We start from the raw sequence: 15823 nt of genomic DNA on the forward strand, positions 1-15823 counted from the left end.
TTTTATTCAAAATCAATCGAAAATACGTATTTTTTTAATCAATTGGCATTTAATTTGTATTTAAAAAGTTTATGTAACGCGCTTGTCACTTTCAAATAAATGACTTTTCCGTTACACTAGCGCCTTACGAAGACGATGGAAGCAATCCCATGAGCACCACCTCTACAAATAATGAACTGATTATTCGCGGCATGACGCAGGACGGCAAGCAATTCCGCCCCAGTGATTGGGCAGAACGCCTATGCGGGGTCATGAAATGCTTTGAAGATGACAACAGTCACTATGGACATTTAACGTATTCGCATTATGTGCGCCCTATCAGCATCCAAGGGATTAAATGCGTAGTGGTTAATACTGACTTGGAATCCGAGTTACCCGTTGCATATAAGTTCTTCCTCGATTTTGCCGAAAGCAATCATTTACAAACCATTGACGCTCGCGCCGACCAGACATCATCGGATGGCGTTTCCTTTGGTGCATAAATTGCATAGACTTACAAAAAACTGCACATGGTGCAGTTTTTTTACAGCCTAAAGCTCGCTAAACCTGTGTTTTATGTCTGTCAATGGTACAATTGAACCTATTTTTAGCCTTGACTTGACATCATGACCCATACCATCACCGTTTTACCTTCTAACAGTACTTTCCCTATCGAACCGAACGAAACCATCCTTGATGCAGCTTTGCGCGCCAATGTGATTTTGCCCTATGGCTGTAAAGATGGCGCATGCGGCTCTTGCAAAAGCAAAATCGTATCAGGCGACATCAATCATTTTGAAGCCAGTAATGCCCTCTCAGAGGAGGAAAAAGCCCATCAACTCGCACTACTGTGCCATACAACCGTTAATTCAGATGTTTCGGTTGAAGCGCGCGTCATCGCAGCAGGGCAATATCCCATCAAAAAACTCCCCACTCGCATCATTTCGATGAAACGTGCGACTGAAGCAGGCGATATCATGCTGGTTGAGTTGCAGTTACCTGCTAATGATGTGTTTGAGTATCGTGGCGGTCAATACATTGACTTCATTTTACGTGATGGCACACGCCGCAGCTATTCGATGGCATGCGCACCTCGTTTAACCGATAAAGTTCTTGAGTTACATATTCGACACATGCCAGGCGGCGTATTCACGGATCAGTTGTTTTCATCCATGAAAGAGCGCGACATTCTGCGCATAGAAGGCCCTTTGGGTACATTTGTATTCAACGAAAAAACAGGCTCGCCTTGTATTTTTATCGCATCAGGCACTGGCTTCGCTCCGTTGAAGGCGATTATTGAAGAAATGCAAGCGAAGTACCTTGTGCGCCCTATCCACTTATACTGGGGCGTTCGTCGTCCGCATGACTTGTATTTAAATGAGCTGGCACAGGAATGGACTCGCACCATTCCAAACTTCAAGTACACTCCCGTCGTTTCAGACGCTTTACCCGAAGATGCTTGGCAAGGCCGAACAGGGTTTGTCCATGAGGCCGTTGTCGCGGATTATCCCGACCTATCACAACATGATGTGTACGCCTGCGGTGTGCCCGTGATGGTGCGCTCGGCTCATGAGGCCTTTACCAACACATGCGGCCTGCCTGAAACTTCTTTTTATTCAGATGCATTCTTAAGCGCGGCTGATAAGGTCAAATAGTCGTGTCTTTTAATATCATGCTGGCGGGTTTTTTGATGGGGCTGGGTTTGATTGTCCCCATCGGCGCACAAAATGCATTTGTTTTAAAGCTTGGTTTATTGCGCCAGCATGTTTTGCCCGTCGTTTTATTATGCGCCAGTATGGATGCGGTGCTGATATTTCTTGGGGTTAGTTTTGCTGGTGCAACCTTTGCCCAATATACTTGGGCACTCACCGCCATTCGTTATGTTGGCGTGAGTTTTCTTTTGTTTTATGGTGCTCGCGCCTTTTTAAACGCTTTCCGCCACGCGCAACCGTCAACACAATCACCACTGCTACAGCACGTTTCTTTTAGAACCGCCGTTCTGACCTGTTTAGGCTTCACGCTGCTCAATCCGCATGTTTATTTAGACACCTTTGTCTTGATTGGCGGTTTAAGCGTGCAATACCAACCCCATCAATTCTATTTTGCTCTAGGGGCTGCCAGTGCCTCATTTATTTGGTTTTTGACACTTGGCTTTGGCGCACGCTTTTCTGAGTCCTTTATTTGCCAAAAACCGCACATGGCTTGTTTTAGAAGTATTGATTGGCATCATCATGTGGAGCATCGCTTATAAAATATGGTTCTTACCCCTCTCGATTTAGTTTTTCGTTTAAAACAAACAAAAATCAACTACAAACAAAAAATAATACTTTTTCATAATTTCACCATAATTTTACTTGTGAAGCCTCTTAGGCTACGGCATAATCTCGCGCAGATGACGTATAGAAGCATTTATTTTATTTTTAACAATATCAGGAGCTACTCTATGAAGCACACACGTTTAACTCTTTTAGCTGCGAGCATTTTAGCCATAGCAGCCACAAGCCCATCCCATGCGGCCCCATTAAAAGACAAAGCCTACCATTTCACTATCGTACACACCAACGACCATCATGGCCGTTTTTGGAAAAACAATGATGGCGAATATGGCTTATCTGCTCAAAAAACCGTGATTGATGGCATCCGTGCTGATGTAAAAGCCCATGGTGGTGAAGTTTTGGTTTTGAGCGGCGGCGATATTAATACAGGTGTGCCTGAATCTGATTTGCAAGATGCTGAACCAGATTTTAAGGGCATGAGCAAAATTGGGTTTGATGCCATGACTTTGGGCAACCACGAGTTTGACAATCCCCTTCCCGTTCTTGCCAAGCAACAAAAATGGGCGAACTTCCCAATGCTTTCAGCTAACGTATATCGTGGCGGTCGCCCCATGTTTGAGCCATACAAAATTTTTAACAAAGATGGGTTAAAAATTGCGGTCATGGGACTGACTACGGACGACACTAAAAAAATGGTCAGTCCAGAAAACTTGGCCTACTCAGACACTTGGACCAGCGGTCGCGTGGTCAACCCTAAAAGCAAAGCAGGCTTAGAGTTCCGTAGCCCTATTGAGGTGGCAGGTAAACTGGTACCGACCTTACGCAAACAAGCGGATGTCGTCATCGCAGCCACCCACATGGGACACTACACCAATGGTAACCACGGCTCGAATGCACCTGGTGATGTTGAAATGGCGCGTGCAGTCAGCGGCATCGACCTGATTGTTGGCGGTCACAGCCAAAATCCAGTCTGCATGAAAGCAGAAAATGACCGCAATGATGCATACGTGCCTGGCGGTGAATGTAAGCCAGACCGTCAAAATGGCACTTGGATTGTGCAAGCGCACGAATGGGGTAAATACGTTGGTCGTGCGGACTTCACTTACAAAAACGGCGTGTTGACCTTAGACAAATACGCTTTAATCCCCGTTAACTTGAAAAAAACAGTCAAAGATGCCGAAGGCAAATCAAGCAAGGTGCTCTACACGGCTGAAATCCCTGAAAATCCAGAAATGCTCGCGCTGCTCAAGCCATTCCAAGACAAAGGACAGCAAACTTTAGGCGTAGAAATTGGCAGCACTTTGGGTTTATTGGACGGTGATCGCACTCATGTGCGCGCACAACCGACTAATCTGGGCGTGATGGTGGCCGCAAGCATGATGCAAAAAGTCAAAGCAGATTTTGCGGTCATGAACTCAGGTGGTGTGCGAGATTCAATTCAAGCGGGAAAAATCACGTATAAAGATGTTTTAAAAGTACAACCTTTCGGCAATACGCTTGGCTACGCGCAGTTATCAGGTAAAGAAGTACAAGATTACTTGAATGCCATGGCAAAAATGACCCCAGGCTCTGGCGCGTTTCCACAATTCGCAGGTGTTCGCGCTACATTTGAGAACGGCGAAGCTCGTGATATTAAAATCGGTAATGCACCATTGGATATGAATAAAACCTACCGTATGGCTGTAAACGACTTTTCTGCCGCTGGTGGAGATGGCTATCCTAAACTCAAAGGCGTGAACCCAACCTACGTTAATACAGGTTTTATTGATGCCGAATCATTAAAAGCCTTTATCCAACGCAACAGCCCTATTGATGCGTCAAAATACGATCCAAAAGATTCAATTGTACGCATTGGCTCTGTACCCACACCCACGCCAGCAGCTAAATAAGAGAAGAGTTGTGAACTAAAAAACGAGGTGCTAACACCTCGTTTTTTTATGCTTTATGTTTTCAAAAATTAATGGAACTGTTCTTCTTCAGTTGAACCTGTCAGCGCTTTAACACTTGAAGAACCACCTTGAATCACTGTAGTGACATCATCAAAGTACCCTGCCCCCACTTCTTGTTGGTGAGATACAAAAGTATAACCTTTGTCACGCGCTGCAAACTCAGGCTCTTGCACCATTTCAGTATAATGTTTCATGCCTTCGCCACTGGCATACGCATGAGCAAATTGGAATGTGTTGTACCAGTTGATGTGGATACCCGCCAATGTGATGAACTGGTATTTGTAGCCCAATGCGGATAACTCATCTTGAAAAGAGGCGATTTGAGAGTCATTCAGGTTTTTCTTCCAGTTGAAAGAAGGAGAGCAATTGTATGACAATAACTTTCCTGGGTTTTCTTTCAGCACCGCTTGTGCAAATTCACGCGCAAAACCAATGTCAGGCACGCCCGTTTCACACCAGACCAAATCAGCATAAGGCGCATACGCAACCCCTCGGCTAATCGACTGTTCTAAACCATTTTTAACTCGGTAAAAACCTTCTTGTGTGCGCTCGCCCGTCAAGAAAGGTTTGTCGTTGTCATCATAATCTGAAGTCAACAAGTTAGCGGCTTCAGCGTCAGTACGCGCCAAAATCAGCGTCGGTACACCCATGACATCGGCAGCAAAGCGAGCCGCAATCAGCTTTTCAATTGCTTCACGTGTTGGAACCAATACTTTACCGCCCATGTGACCGCATTTTTTAACCGCAGCCAACTGGTCTTCAAAATGCACGCCCGCCGCGCCTGCGGTAATCATGTTTTTCATGAGTTCAAAAGCATTCAAAACACCGCCGAAACCTGCTTCAGCATCCGCAACGATGGGCAAAAAATAATCAATAAAACCCTCGTCCCCTGGATTAATCCCTCGACTCCACTGAATTTCATCGGCTCGCTTAAACGTATTGTTGATGCGTCGCACCATTGTCGGCACAGAATCGTAAGCATACAAAGATTGGTCTGGATACATGGTTTCTGAGGTGTTGCCATCTGCCGCCACCTGCCAACCTGACAAATACACCGCTTCTAAGCCCGCTTTAGCTTGTTGCATCGCTTGACCTGCTGAAATGGCACCAAAAGCATTGACATAGCCTTTCTTCGCACCGCCGTTGACTTTGGCCCAGAGTTTTTCTGCGCCATTTTTAGCCAAAGTGTATTCAGGCTGCAAGCTACCGCGCAAACGCACCACATCTTCTGCACTGTAGCCGCGTTTAACCAAAGCCCAACGTGGATTTTCCGCCCAGTCTTTTTCGAGTGCTGCAATTTGTTCTGCACGAGTTGCCATGAAATTCTCCTTGAGTGACAATTAAAATAAAATCGAGGCCTGAGTCAATGCGTTGAATTAAATTCAAGACATCTATTAGCGCATCGCAACAAATATTTTATGTCTTATATAAGACATAAGTTAATCAAATAATAACTGCTCTTTTTCTACCTTGCAAGTGGTTTTTAAAAAAAATGATAATGGGCATTAAAACAAAGCCATTTTTTTCACATTAAAAAACAACAATTTCACAATGCAAAAAAACGTCTCTTCGGCGGCATAAAAAAGTCACTCATACAAACCGTACAGTGACTTTGAAATGATGAAAAGGAACTTAAATACTTACAATTAAATAACAGGTGTCGGTGGTTTAGTTAAATCAGCACGCTTAAATGCAAACAAAGCATTCAGCGCAATCGCCCCGAGTGTTGCCACCCCAAAACCGCCTAACTCTAAACCAGCGATAGACAACTGAAAATCACCCGCACCAATAATTAAAGTGACCCCTGCCACAATTAAATTGCTATTTTGAGAAAAATCAACGTTGTGGTCAATCCAAATTTTGACGCCTGTCACAGCAATCAAACCAAACACCACAACCGACACGCCCCCCATAACGGGTAAAGGAATCAATTGAATCAATGCGCCCATTTTAGGCGAAAATCCGAGCACAATCGCAAACAACCCCGCAAACAAAAACGCCAGTGTGGAATAAATTTTAGTCACACCCATGACGCCAATATTTTCCGCATATGTGGTCACCCCTGTACTGCCAACAGCACCCGCTATCACATTGGCCAAACCATTGCCCATAAAAACAGAACCCATGTGCGGATTCATGTCACGCCCCGTCATGGCTTCAACGGCTCGCAGATGCCCCAAATTCTCCGCCACTAAAATGACTGCCACAGGTGCTAGAACTAAAATTGCTGACGAGTTAAATACAGGTGTAACAAACTCGGGCCAACCAAACCAAGGCGCATTATGCACGCCAGTAAAATCAACGGGCTTAGAACCAGTTGAACGACCAACTCCCCATCTCAATACATTCACACACAAGACATATAAAGCACTTGATAGCAGCAACCCCGATAAAATCAATAATCGGCGCAACATCCCGCCAGCAAAAACCGTCACAAAGGCGACACACACGATGGTCATGAGCATGTACCAACCGTCCGCATTAGAGCTTTTTGCACTGTGTACTGCGGCACCCGCCAAATTCAAACCGATAACGGCCACAATAGAACCCGTTACCACAGGCGGCATTATTCTTTCAACCCATGAAGTGCCAACAATCTTAACCAAGTAGCCAATCAGGGCGTACAAAAGCCCAGAACACATAATGCCTCCCAAAGCAACTCCAATATTGGGATTAGGCATTAAAGAAGCCACGCTATAACCAGTCGCTACGCCCACAGGTGCAATAAATGCAAAACTTGAGCCTAAATAGCTGGGAACACGTCCTCGCGTCAATACAAAAAAAAGCAACGTGCTTACACCCGACATTAAGATAGCCAAGTTCGGATTAAATCCCATAAGCATTGGCCCGAGCACTGTTGCTCCAAACATAGCAATAACATGCTGCAAACCCATCAAGGCCGTTTGGCCAATCGGTAAACGTTCATCAGGCGCAATGACACCGTTATATTTCTTTGTCCATGCGGGAAAAAATGCTTTAGACAAAATAAACCTCCTATGTTCGTTTTTATTATAAATACATATATAAGTATTATAGCTTATCCAGTAGTGTCGTCAATCAAATATCCCGAACCTTGTTTTGAATCACACCCGTATTTTGCCCATATTAAACATATTTCTTACACTATAGAATATAGTTACGATAAAAAATGTCTTTAAAGCGAATCCCATGTTTAACTTTTACACTCCAAATCTCTTTTACCCACCATCATTTTGGTGGTCGATGAATATCGGCGCACTCATTACGCTGTTGTTTTTCATTTATCGTTGTAAAAGAGTATTTTTGAAACATGTCGATCCGATTCGGCTGAATATTGTTTTAACCTTTACCTTCACGCTGAGCATCATTTGGCTAATGAAAGCTCAACTGCTTGATTATTTGTATTTGCATTTTATTGGTGCGAGCCTTGCTTACTTATTATTGGGATTTCCTATGGCGGGCTTGGCTTTGGCAACCGTTTTAGTCTTCACAAATCTCACCCAGCAAACGCCCATTGACATTTGGGGCGCTCAATATTTATTGGCGGTATTACTCCCATTGAGTTTGTCTTGGCTTTTACATTATTGTGTAAAGGCCTTGTTACCCAAGCGAGTATTTGCTTTTATTTTTGTACATGGTTTTTTTGTCACCGCGACGGTCATGGTACTCACCGTGTCAATTAACCTTTTGGTTTTAAATAAAATAAATATCATCACACTCGATATTGGCAATCAAGTATTTTGGGTCAGTGCCCTATTGCTTGGCTGGGGCGAAGCCTTTTTGACGGGCATGATGACCGCACTAATTACAGTTTATCGCCCACAATGGTGGTATCGCCAAACATTATTTAAAGACATATAACAATCCAATCAAACTACTCTTTCAAAGAGCATTTCGGACTGAGGTCATGAATTTGAGCGATAATGACGTTTTAATTCTAGCGTGTCCTGTCCATTATGTCCGACTTTACTATCGCCACTTGGAACGTCAATTCACTTAAGGTTCGCTTACCACAAGTGCTGGATTATATGGCAAATAATCCCGTTGACGTTTTATGCTTACAAGAAACCAAACTCGATGACGAGGCTTTTCCACGGCAAGCCTTTTCTGATGCGGGCTTACATGTTTGTTTTACAGGTCAAAAAACGTATAACGGCGTGGCTATCATTAGCCGTACAGAACAAACAAACGTGCAAAAAAACATACCGCACTTTGAAGATGCTCAACAGCGTCTTATCAGTGCCACCATTCAAGGCATTCGCATCATTTGCGCATACATGGTGAACGGTCAAGACTTGGATTCAGATAAATTCGTTTACAAAATGAATTGGTTAACCGCATTACACGAATACCTAGGCTCAGAACTCAAGCAACACAACCAACTTGCCCTGCTGGGTGACTTTAACATTGCCCCTGACGACCGTGACGTTCACGATCCCGCAAAGTGGCTTGGCGGCAATTTAGTCTCCCCGCAAGAGCGTGGTTTCTTTCAAGGATTTCTTGACTTGGGTTTGAGTGATGCATTTCGCTTATTTGAACAAACTGAAAAAAGTTACTCGTGGTGGGATTATCGTCAAGGCGGTTTTCGCCGCAATGCGGGACTTCGCATTGACCATATTTTATTATCGAAAGCATTGGCTGAACGTTGCACAAGTTGTGTGATTGACAAAATACCGCGCCAACACGAGCAACCGTCCGACCACACCCCCGTGTTAGCGACCATTCATGTTTAGAAAGAAGATACTATGGTTCGAATGCAATCGTATATTTCAAAATTTTTTTTATTATTGCTCACGATGGCATTGGTCGCTTGCGGCAGTACCAGTGGTGGCCGTAAAGGTGGGCACGGTGGTTACACAAAACCACCTTTAGTTGTGAAGGTAGGGGCTGGGCCGAATCGTGCCCTCGCTGTACAAGCCATGAAATATCTTGGTACACCTTACCATTTTGGCGGTTCATCTCCCGCTGAGGGGTTTGATTGCTCTGGTCTTGTCCAATGGAGTGGCAAACAAAGTTTAGGCATCAATCTGCCTCGCACGACAACTCAACAAAGCGTATTTGGCGAAGAGTTACGTTACGAACAACTACAAGCAGGTGATTTGGTGTTTTTTAATACCAGTGGTCAACCAAACTCGCATGTAGGCATTTACTTGGGGAACACTTTCTTTGTACACGCCCCTTCGTCTGGTGGCGTCGTGCGCGTAGAAAGTTTAAACAACCCCTATTGGCAACCCCGTATCAATCTCGCACGCCGCATTAGATAAAAACTTTTTGGAGTCTTCACCCATGAAAAAACTCACTTTGCTCATCATGCCGATATTTTTAGCGGCTTGTGCCAGCACGACAGGCATTTCACCCCAAGCCACCATGCGTTTAGGCAAAATCACAGAAAAACAAACCTCAACTCAACCTGTCTATCAAGGCAACCGCCTTCCTATTGACGTGGGTTTTGGTTTTGGTGGCGGTGGCGACCATATCGGCTGGGGCATCAATATGGGGCTCAACCAAATATTTGCCCTCAGTGATAGCTATCGGAATGAAACCATCTACCAGTACAAAGTTGAAGTAGCCAAGAACGATTTTTTACTCATTCGAAGTAATCAAAACCTCAGTCCTGACCAATGTGTCACGGTGTATGAGCTACCTAATAATGGCGACTATCCAAAAATCGCTGGCAACTTGGACTGCAAACTGCCCGCTGCACCCATTGCGGCGGCACCCGCTACAATAAAGTAATGACATAGAAAGCAACAAACGCATCAATTTTGATGCGTTTTTTATATCTAAACAGCATCAGCCCAACACGAGGTTTATGTATGTCCACTGCCATATCACGCCGTCAATTCGTCTCAATGATGGGTTTGGGTACGCTATCTTTATTGCTCTCAAACACAAAAGCCTTGGCAAGGTCAATAGAAACTCGCATTGTCGAGGTTTCAAACAATGGACAATTAAGACCGCCACAACTTGTCAATAAAATCATTAAAACCGCAGCCGAATGGCGAGCACAACTTTCGCCCACGGTTTATCACATTACCCGCGAAGCAGGCACAGAAACGGCCTACACAGGACGCTATTGGAATGAACACACATCTGGCATATATCGCTGCGTATGTTGCAATACCGCGCTATTTAACTCAAAGACCAAATTTGATTCACGCACGGGTTGGCCCAGTTTTTACGCGCCGATTGCTCCTGAAAATGTGCAAGAAAAATCAGACCGCAGTCTTGGCATGAGCCGTATCGAAGTGAATTGCAGCCGTTGTGACGCCCATCTTGGGCATGTGTTTGATGATGGCCCAGAGCCAACGGGATTGCGTTACTGCATCAACTCGGCAGCGTTGTTGCTCAAACCCTTCGTTTAATCCACTATTCAACCAACTCAAGGCCAACCCGCATAAATCTGAAAACAACATCAAGCGGCTTATTCATTAGCATCCTTTTGCTTGCCCAGCCCAGCCACGCCACGCCATGGTCATTCCCAACCCACAACTGGACGAATCATTGAGCAAAACACCGCACATCCAAAAAGCTGTATTTGCGGGCGGTTGCTTTTGGGGGGTACAAGCTGTTTTTCAGCATGTCAAAGGCGTGACTCTTGTCGTGTCAGGCTATTCTGGCGGAAAAGCCAATCAAGCGGATTACTCAAGTGTCAGCTCGGGCACATCTGGGCATGCCGAGTCTGTGGAAATCACATACGACACCAGCATCATCACATATGGTCAATTATTGAAAGTATTTTTTTCAGTCGCGCATAACCCAACGGAGTTGAACCGCCAAGGCCCTGATACAGGCACACAATACCGTTCTGGTGTTTTTTATATCACGCCTGAGCAACAACGCATCACTCAAGCCTATATTCAACAATTACAAAAAAGCCGCATATTCAAACAAGACATTGTGACGCAAAGCGTACCCTTGACTCATTTTTATGCGGCCGAAAACTACCATCAAAATTATTTTAAAAACCATCCAGATTCGGCATACATCATCAAATTTGATGCGCCGAAACTGGTGGATTTAAAACAGTCGTATCCAGAGCTGTATTTACCTTAAATAACTCAATTGGCCTGCCAACCACCGCCAAGGGCTTTGTACAAATCCACTTGGGCATTTAATTGTGACAGTTGGATATTAATCAAAGCCAACTGAGCGGCGTAAGCGTTACGCTCTGCATCCAACACTTCAAAATAGCCCGAATAACCTTCTGAATAGCGCAAGTTGACCAATTTCAAGGCTTCTTGCGCCGCATCGCGTTGTTGACGGGCGGATTGCGCTTGTTGTTTCATGCTCGTTTGCGAATTTAAGCCGTCGTACACGTCTTTAAACGCCTCTTGAATCGACTTTTGATACGACGCAAGGGCTTGCTGTTGACGGGCATTGGCGATTTTGACCTGCGCTTGGGTAGAACCAAAATTAAAAATGGGCGCGGCCACATTGCCCACAAAAGACCAAGCGGCGGCGGGGCCTGAAAACAGGCGGCTCAACTCTAAACTCTGACTGCCTAAATTCCCACTCAACGAAATGCTGGGAAAATAAGCCGCACGTGCCACCCCAATATTTGCATTCGCCGCAATCAACTGCTGTTCTGCGCTTGCCACATCGGCACGGCGCAATAATAAATTGGAAGGTAAATCAATTGGCTCATCCAATTTAACAAGGCTAAGTTGCTCAATCGTGGCTCCACGCGGTTTACTGTCCAACAAAACGCGCGGCGAGCGGCCGAGTAAAATCCCCAGTGCCGTTTCGGTTTTTTGAATCGCTAAAGCCTGCTGTTGAGCAGAAAGCTGTGCGCTGGCTAATTCTGATTCAGCCTGTGCGACCTCTAATTTCGACAGATAGCCTTCTTCAAAACGTCGACGTTGTAACTGTAAACTTTGTTCACGTGTTTTCACTGTTTCATTGCTCACAAGCAACGAGGCGTCATACGCACGCAATTGAAAATAAGTTTGCGCCACCAATGCGGTTAAACTCAGTTGAGCGGCATCTCGCGCGTAGCGGCTGGCTAAGAAACCCGCTCGCCCTGCTTCATTGGCACGACGCAATTTTCCCCAAATATCCAGCTCCCATGACAAAGTCGCTCCAACCGAATAAGCATTGGCGGTTGAAGTTGAACCATACACTTCATCAGAAGTATTGCCTCGTTGAGCCGTGTTGCTGGTCGAGAGCGAGGGCAACAATCCGTTACGAGCAATGCGGGCTTGCGCCGCCGCCTCATCAACGGCCGCACTGGCTTTGATGAGGTCTTGGTTTTCTGCCAAAGCCTCCTCTTCCATTTGATTCAACACATCATCGTTGAAAGACGTCCACCACTTGGATGAAACGGCTTTGACCTGCTCGGGCAAGGCGGTGTCAATGTGCGCAGCATTTGGATATATTTCAGGCAAATCAGTCGGTGGGCGTTGGTAATCAGGACCAATCGCACAGCCTGACAAAGTCAAGCTCACCCAAAACGCCGCATGGCTGACTTTGCATACATGTCGTGAAAGTTTAGGCATGATGCACCTCGTTGTCCATTTTATTTTTATTAAAACGTGCTTTCACATTGTCGGTCATTTGCATCACGACAATGTAAAACATTGGAATCACAAAAGTTGCCAAAAACGTTGCGGCCAACATCCCGCCAATCACGCCCGTACCAATCGAGTGACGACTGGCCGCGCCCGCTCCTGTTGAAATCGCCAAAGGTACACAACCGAGCATAAATGCCAAAGAGGTCATCACAATCGGACGGAAACGCAGTTTCGCAGCTTGCACCGCAGCTTCGGTATAGCTTAAGCCCTCTTCACGTTTCATCAAGGCAAATTCGACAATCAAAATGGCATTTTTTGCCGCCAAGCCAATCAGCGTAATTAAAGCCACTTGAAAGTAAACGTCGTTTGCTAAACCGCGTAACCAGTTTGCCAAAATCGCGCCAAAAATAGCAAAAGGTACAGCTAATAACACCACCACGGGCAAAGTCCATTTATTGTACAAAGCGGCCAAAATCAAAAAGACAATGATGAGTGCAAAACCATATACCTGCACCGACGAACCCGATGCGCTTTGTTCTTGGAATGCAGAGCCCGACCATGCCAACGTGTAATCGCCACCGAGCACTTGTTTCGAGGCTTCTTCCATGGCTTTAATTGCCTGCCCCGAGCTATAACCTGGGGCTGGGCTACCCGACACTTTAGCGGCACTTAATGCGTTAAATCGAGTTTGAATCTCAGGCCCTGTGGTTTGCTTGACATGCAATAAAGCCGACAATGGAATCATATCGCCCGCATTGGAGCGAACAAAGACAGAGTTTAACTTTGACACATCGTCTCGGAAATTGGCTTCCGATTGTAATTGCACACGGAAAGAACGACCCAAATAGTTAAAGTCATTGACATACAAAGCACCAAAAGTGGCTTGCATGGCCGCAAATACACTGTTGACAGGCACACCCAATGTACGTGCTTTTTCACGATCCAACTGCACATCAATCTGCGGCACACTTGTGCTGTAATCACTGCGCACTTGCATCAACTCGGGGCGTTGACGAGCCGCCGCGACCAATTCATTGGCCTTAGCAGCCAGTTCAGCCGATGTAGAGCCATTGCGCGTTTGCACATAGCCCTCAAAACCACCCGTGTTGGACATCCCAGAAATCGGTGGAGGATTGGCCGCAATCACAAAACCGTCTGTGACCATGCCCATCGCCATGCCTGTGAACGTTCCTACAATTGACTGAGCGGCATCTTCTTGTGAGGTGCGCTCCGACCAATCTTTCATCGGCATGAAAAAAGTTGTTGAGTTGGTTTTATTAGAACCACTGAACAAGTCAAAACCATTAATGACAAACACATCTTGTTTGGCTGTAAAAGTATTGGCAATGCTTTCAATCTGTTTACCAACCACTTGCGTGCGTTGCAATGACGCACCATCTGGCAAAATACCAACACCCAAGATATAACCTTGGTCTTCGTCAGGCGCAAGACTCGATGGCACAATACGGAACAAGCCCAAAGTGACGACAATCAGTCCAAGAAATACCAAACCACCCACCAATGCTCGCTTAATGAAAAACGCCACGCCATTGCTGTATCGCTTGGTCAGACGATCAAAAAATTGATTAAACCATTTGAAAAAACGGTTCGGTTCATGATGTGTAGGCTTGAGCATCATAATGCACAAAGCAGGCGTTAAGGTCAGTGCAACTAAACCCGAAATCGTCACTGAGACAGCAATCGTAATCGCAAATTGCTTATACATTTCGCCCGCAATTCCGCCCAAAAATGCAACTGGAACGAATACCGCGCACAGCACCAAGACAATCGCAACCACTGGCCCGCTCACCTCTTGCATCGCCAAGCGTGTGGAATCAACCACGGACATTTTGGTTTCTTGCATGATGCGCTCAACGTTCTCGAGCACCACAATCGCATCATCGACCACAATACCAATCGCCAACACCATGCCAAATAAGGTCAAAGTGTTAATAGAGAACCCTAATAAATACATGCCCGCAAAAGTACCAATAATCGACACAGGTACAGCCAAGCAAGGAATTAAAGTCGCGCGCCAGTTTTGCAAGAACAAAAATACCACGGCGAACACCAAAATCATCGCTTCAACAAAAGTGTGAACCACTTCATCAATCGACTGGCTGACAAAACGCGTGGTGTCATATGGAATGGTTTGTTTCAAGCCAGCTGGAAATTTGGCTTCCAAACGTTTCATGGTCGCTTCAACCGCTTTACCCGTATCCAACTGATTGGCACCTGGAGCCAAGAAAATCCCAATTGGAACAGTTGCTTGCCCGTTCAAAGTCGCCGTCACATCGTAATTTTGTGAACCCAACTCAACACGCGCCACATCTTTTAAACGCAAAACCGAACCATCAGAGTCACTGCGCAAAATAATGTTTTCAAACTGCTCAACCGTTTCTAAACGACCTTGGGTACTGATGGTATACGTGAACTCCGTTGCTTTATCCATCGGTTCAGCACCCACTTTACCCGCTGAAAACTGAGCATTCTGTTCACTGATGGCATTTTCCACATCCGTCGGCGTCAATTTCAATTGCGCCAGTTTGTCAGGATTCAGCCAAACTCGCATTGAGTAGTCTTTAGCCACAAAATTTAGGACACTGCCCACGCCTGGAATACGGCGCAATTCGTCAATCACATTGACCAACGCATAGTTACTGATGGCCACTTGATCCATTGAATTGTCAGGAGACGACAGGGCAATCACTTGCAAAAAGGCAGACGATTGTTTGTCGACCGACACGCCATATTGACGAACTTCCGCAGGCAACTTGGCCAACGCGGCTTGCACTCGATTGTTGACGTTAATGGTCGCTTGGTCGGCATCCGTGCCAATTTTAAAGGTCACAGTGATACTCGCAGCACCCGAGCCTGAGCTGGTCGAGCTCATATAAATCATATCGTCAACGCCGTTAATCGACTGCTCCAGCGGCGAAGCGACGGTATCGGCAATCACTTCTGCCGAAGCGCCCGGATAAGTCGCGGTCACTTGAACCTGCGGTGGTACGATTTGTGGGTATTGTTCAATCGGTAAAGCGCGCATTGCCACCAAACCCGATAAAGTAATCAGCAATGATAAAACAATGGCAAAAACAGGACGTTTAATGAAAAAATCAGCCATATT

14 protein-coding genes are annotated in these 15823 nt (G+C 45.6%); 10 read left to right on the forward strand and 4 right to left on the reverse strand.

The window, feature by feature from the left end:
- Positions 1–149: 149 nt before the first annotated feature.
- From DFR44_RS05085 to ushA, 4 genes are all read left to right on the forward strand, one after another.
- Entirely contained in the window at positions 150–482 is a 333-nt protein-coding gene (locus tag DFR44_RS05085; protein ID WP_133619703.1) for a DUF3579 domain-containing protein, read from the forward strand.
- Between the two features lie 123 nt (positions 483–605).
- Positions 606–1634: a CDP-6-deoxy-delta-3,4-glucoseen reductase gene (locus DFR44_RS05090; protein ID WP_133619705.1), complete on the forward strand. Its 1029-nt coding sequence runs from the start codon at positions 606–608 to the stop codon at positions 1632–1634.
- Between the two features lie 2 nt (positions 1635–1636).
- Positions 1637–2230 (forward strand): LysE/ArgO family amino acid transporter, encoded by a 594-nt coding sequence (locus DFR44_RS05095; RefSeq protein ID WP_342774561.1) that lies wholly within the window; start codon positions 1637–1639, stop codon positions 2228–2230.
- Between the two features lie 192 nt (positions 2231–2422).
- On the forward strand, positions 2423–4144 hold the full coding sequence (gene ushA, locus DFR44_RS05100; RefSeq protein ID WP_133619707.1) for a bifunctional UDP-sugar hydrolase/5'-nucleotidase UshA: 1722 nt from the start codon (positions 2423–2425) through the stop codon (positions 4142–4144).
- A gap of 68 nt (positions 4145–4212) precedes the next feature.
- Here the strand turns inward: ushA and aceA are convergent, their stop codons facing one another.
- Complete coding sequence (aceA, locus tag DFR44_RS05105; RefSeq protein WP_133619709.1) at positions 4213–5523, reverse strand: isocitrate lyase; 1311 nt, start codon at positions 5521–5523, stop codon at positions 4213–4215.
- Between the two features lie 327 nt (positions 5524–5850).
- The gene (locus DFR44_RS05110; protein WP_133619711.1) at positions 5851–7188 is read right to left on the reverse strand and encodes a solute carrier family 23 protein; all 1338 of its coding nucleotides are present in this window, start codon (positions 7186–7188) and stop codon (positions 5851–5853) included.
- A gap of 184 nt (positions 7189–7372) precedes the next feature.
- On the opposite strand from DFR44_RS05110, the gene DFR44_RS05115 reads away from it, so the two are divergent.
- From DFR44_RS05115 to msrA, 6 genes are all read left to right on the forward strand, one after another.
- Positions 7373–8044 (forward strand): energy-coupling factor ABC transporter permease, encoded by a 672-nt coding sequence (locus tag DFR44_RS05115; protein ID WP_133619713.1) that lies wholly within the window; start codon positions 7373–7375, stop codon positions 8042–8044.
- A gap of 95 nt (positions 8045–8139) precedes the next feature.
- Positions 8140–8916, forward strand: a complete 777-nt coding sequence (xth, locus tag DFR44_RS05120; protein WP_133619715.1) for an exodeoxyribonuclease III — start codon at positions 8140–8142, stop codon at positions 8914–8916.
- A gap of 12 nt (positions 8917–8928) precedes the next feature.
- Positions 8929–9447, forward strand: a complete 519-nt coding sequence (locus tag DFR44_RS05125; protein ID WP_133619717.1) for a C40 family peptidase — start codon at positions 8929–8931, stop codon at positions 9445–9447.
- A 22-nt stretch (positions 9448–9469) separates the two neighbouring features.
- On the forward strand, positions 9470–9919 hold the full coding sequence (locus DFR44_RS05130) for a hypothetical protein (RefSeq protein ID WP_133619719.1): 450 nt from the start codon (positions 9470–9472) through the stop codon (positions 9917–9919).
- 80 nt (positions 9920–9999) lie between these two features.
- Entirely contained in the window at positions 10000–10548 is a 549-nt protein-coding gene (gene msrB, locus DFR44_RS05135; protein ID WP_342774562.1) for a peptide-methionine (R)-S-oxide reductase MsrB, read from the forward strand.
- Between the two features lie 106 nt (positions 10549–10654).
- A complete protein-coding gene (gene msrA / locus DFR44_RS05140) occupies positions 10655–11239 on the forward strand; it encodes a peptide-methionine (S)-S-oxide reductase MsrA (RefSeq protein WP_133619721.1) in 585 nt (194 codons plus the stop codon).
- 5 nt (positions 11240–11244) lie between these two features.
- On the opposite strand, the gene DFR44_RS05145 is transcribed toward msrA, so the two are convergent.
- Both DFR44_RS05145 and DFR44_RS05150 read right to left on the reverse strand, forming a co-directional pair.
- The gene (locus tag DFR44_RS05145) at positions 11245–12681 is read right to left on the reverse strand and encodes an efflux transporter outer membrane subunit (RefSeq protein WP_133619723.1); all 1437 of its coding nucleotides are present in this window, start codon (positions 12679–12681) and stop codon (positions 11245–11247) included.
- Positions 12674–15820 (reverse strand): efflux RND transporter permease subunit, encoded by a 3147-nt coding sequence (locus tag DFR44_RS05150; protein ID WP_133619725.1) that lies wholly within the window; start codon positions 15818–15820, stop codon positions 12674–12676. The genes DFR44_RS05145 and DFR44_RS05150 overlap by 8 nt, the downstream gene beginning before the upstream one ends.
- Positions 15821–15823: the final 3 nt, after the last annotated feature.

The sequence above is a fragment of the Hydromonas duriensis genome, assembly GCF_004363775.1.
In the GTDB taxonomy this organism is placed as follows: Bacteria; Pseudomonadota; Gammaproteobacteria; order Burkholderiales; family Burkholderiaceae; genus Hydromonas; species Hydromonas duriensis.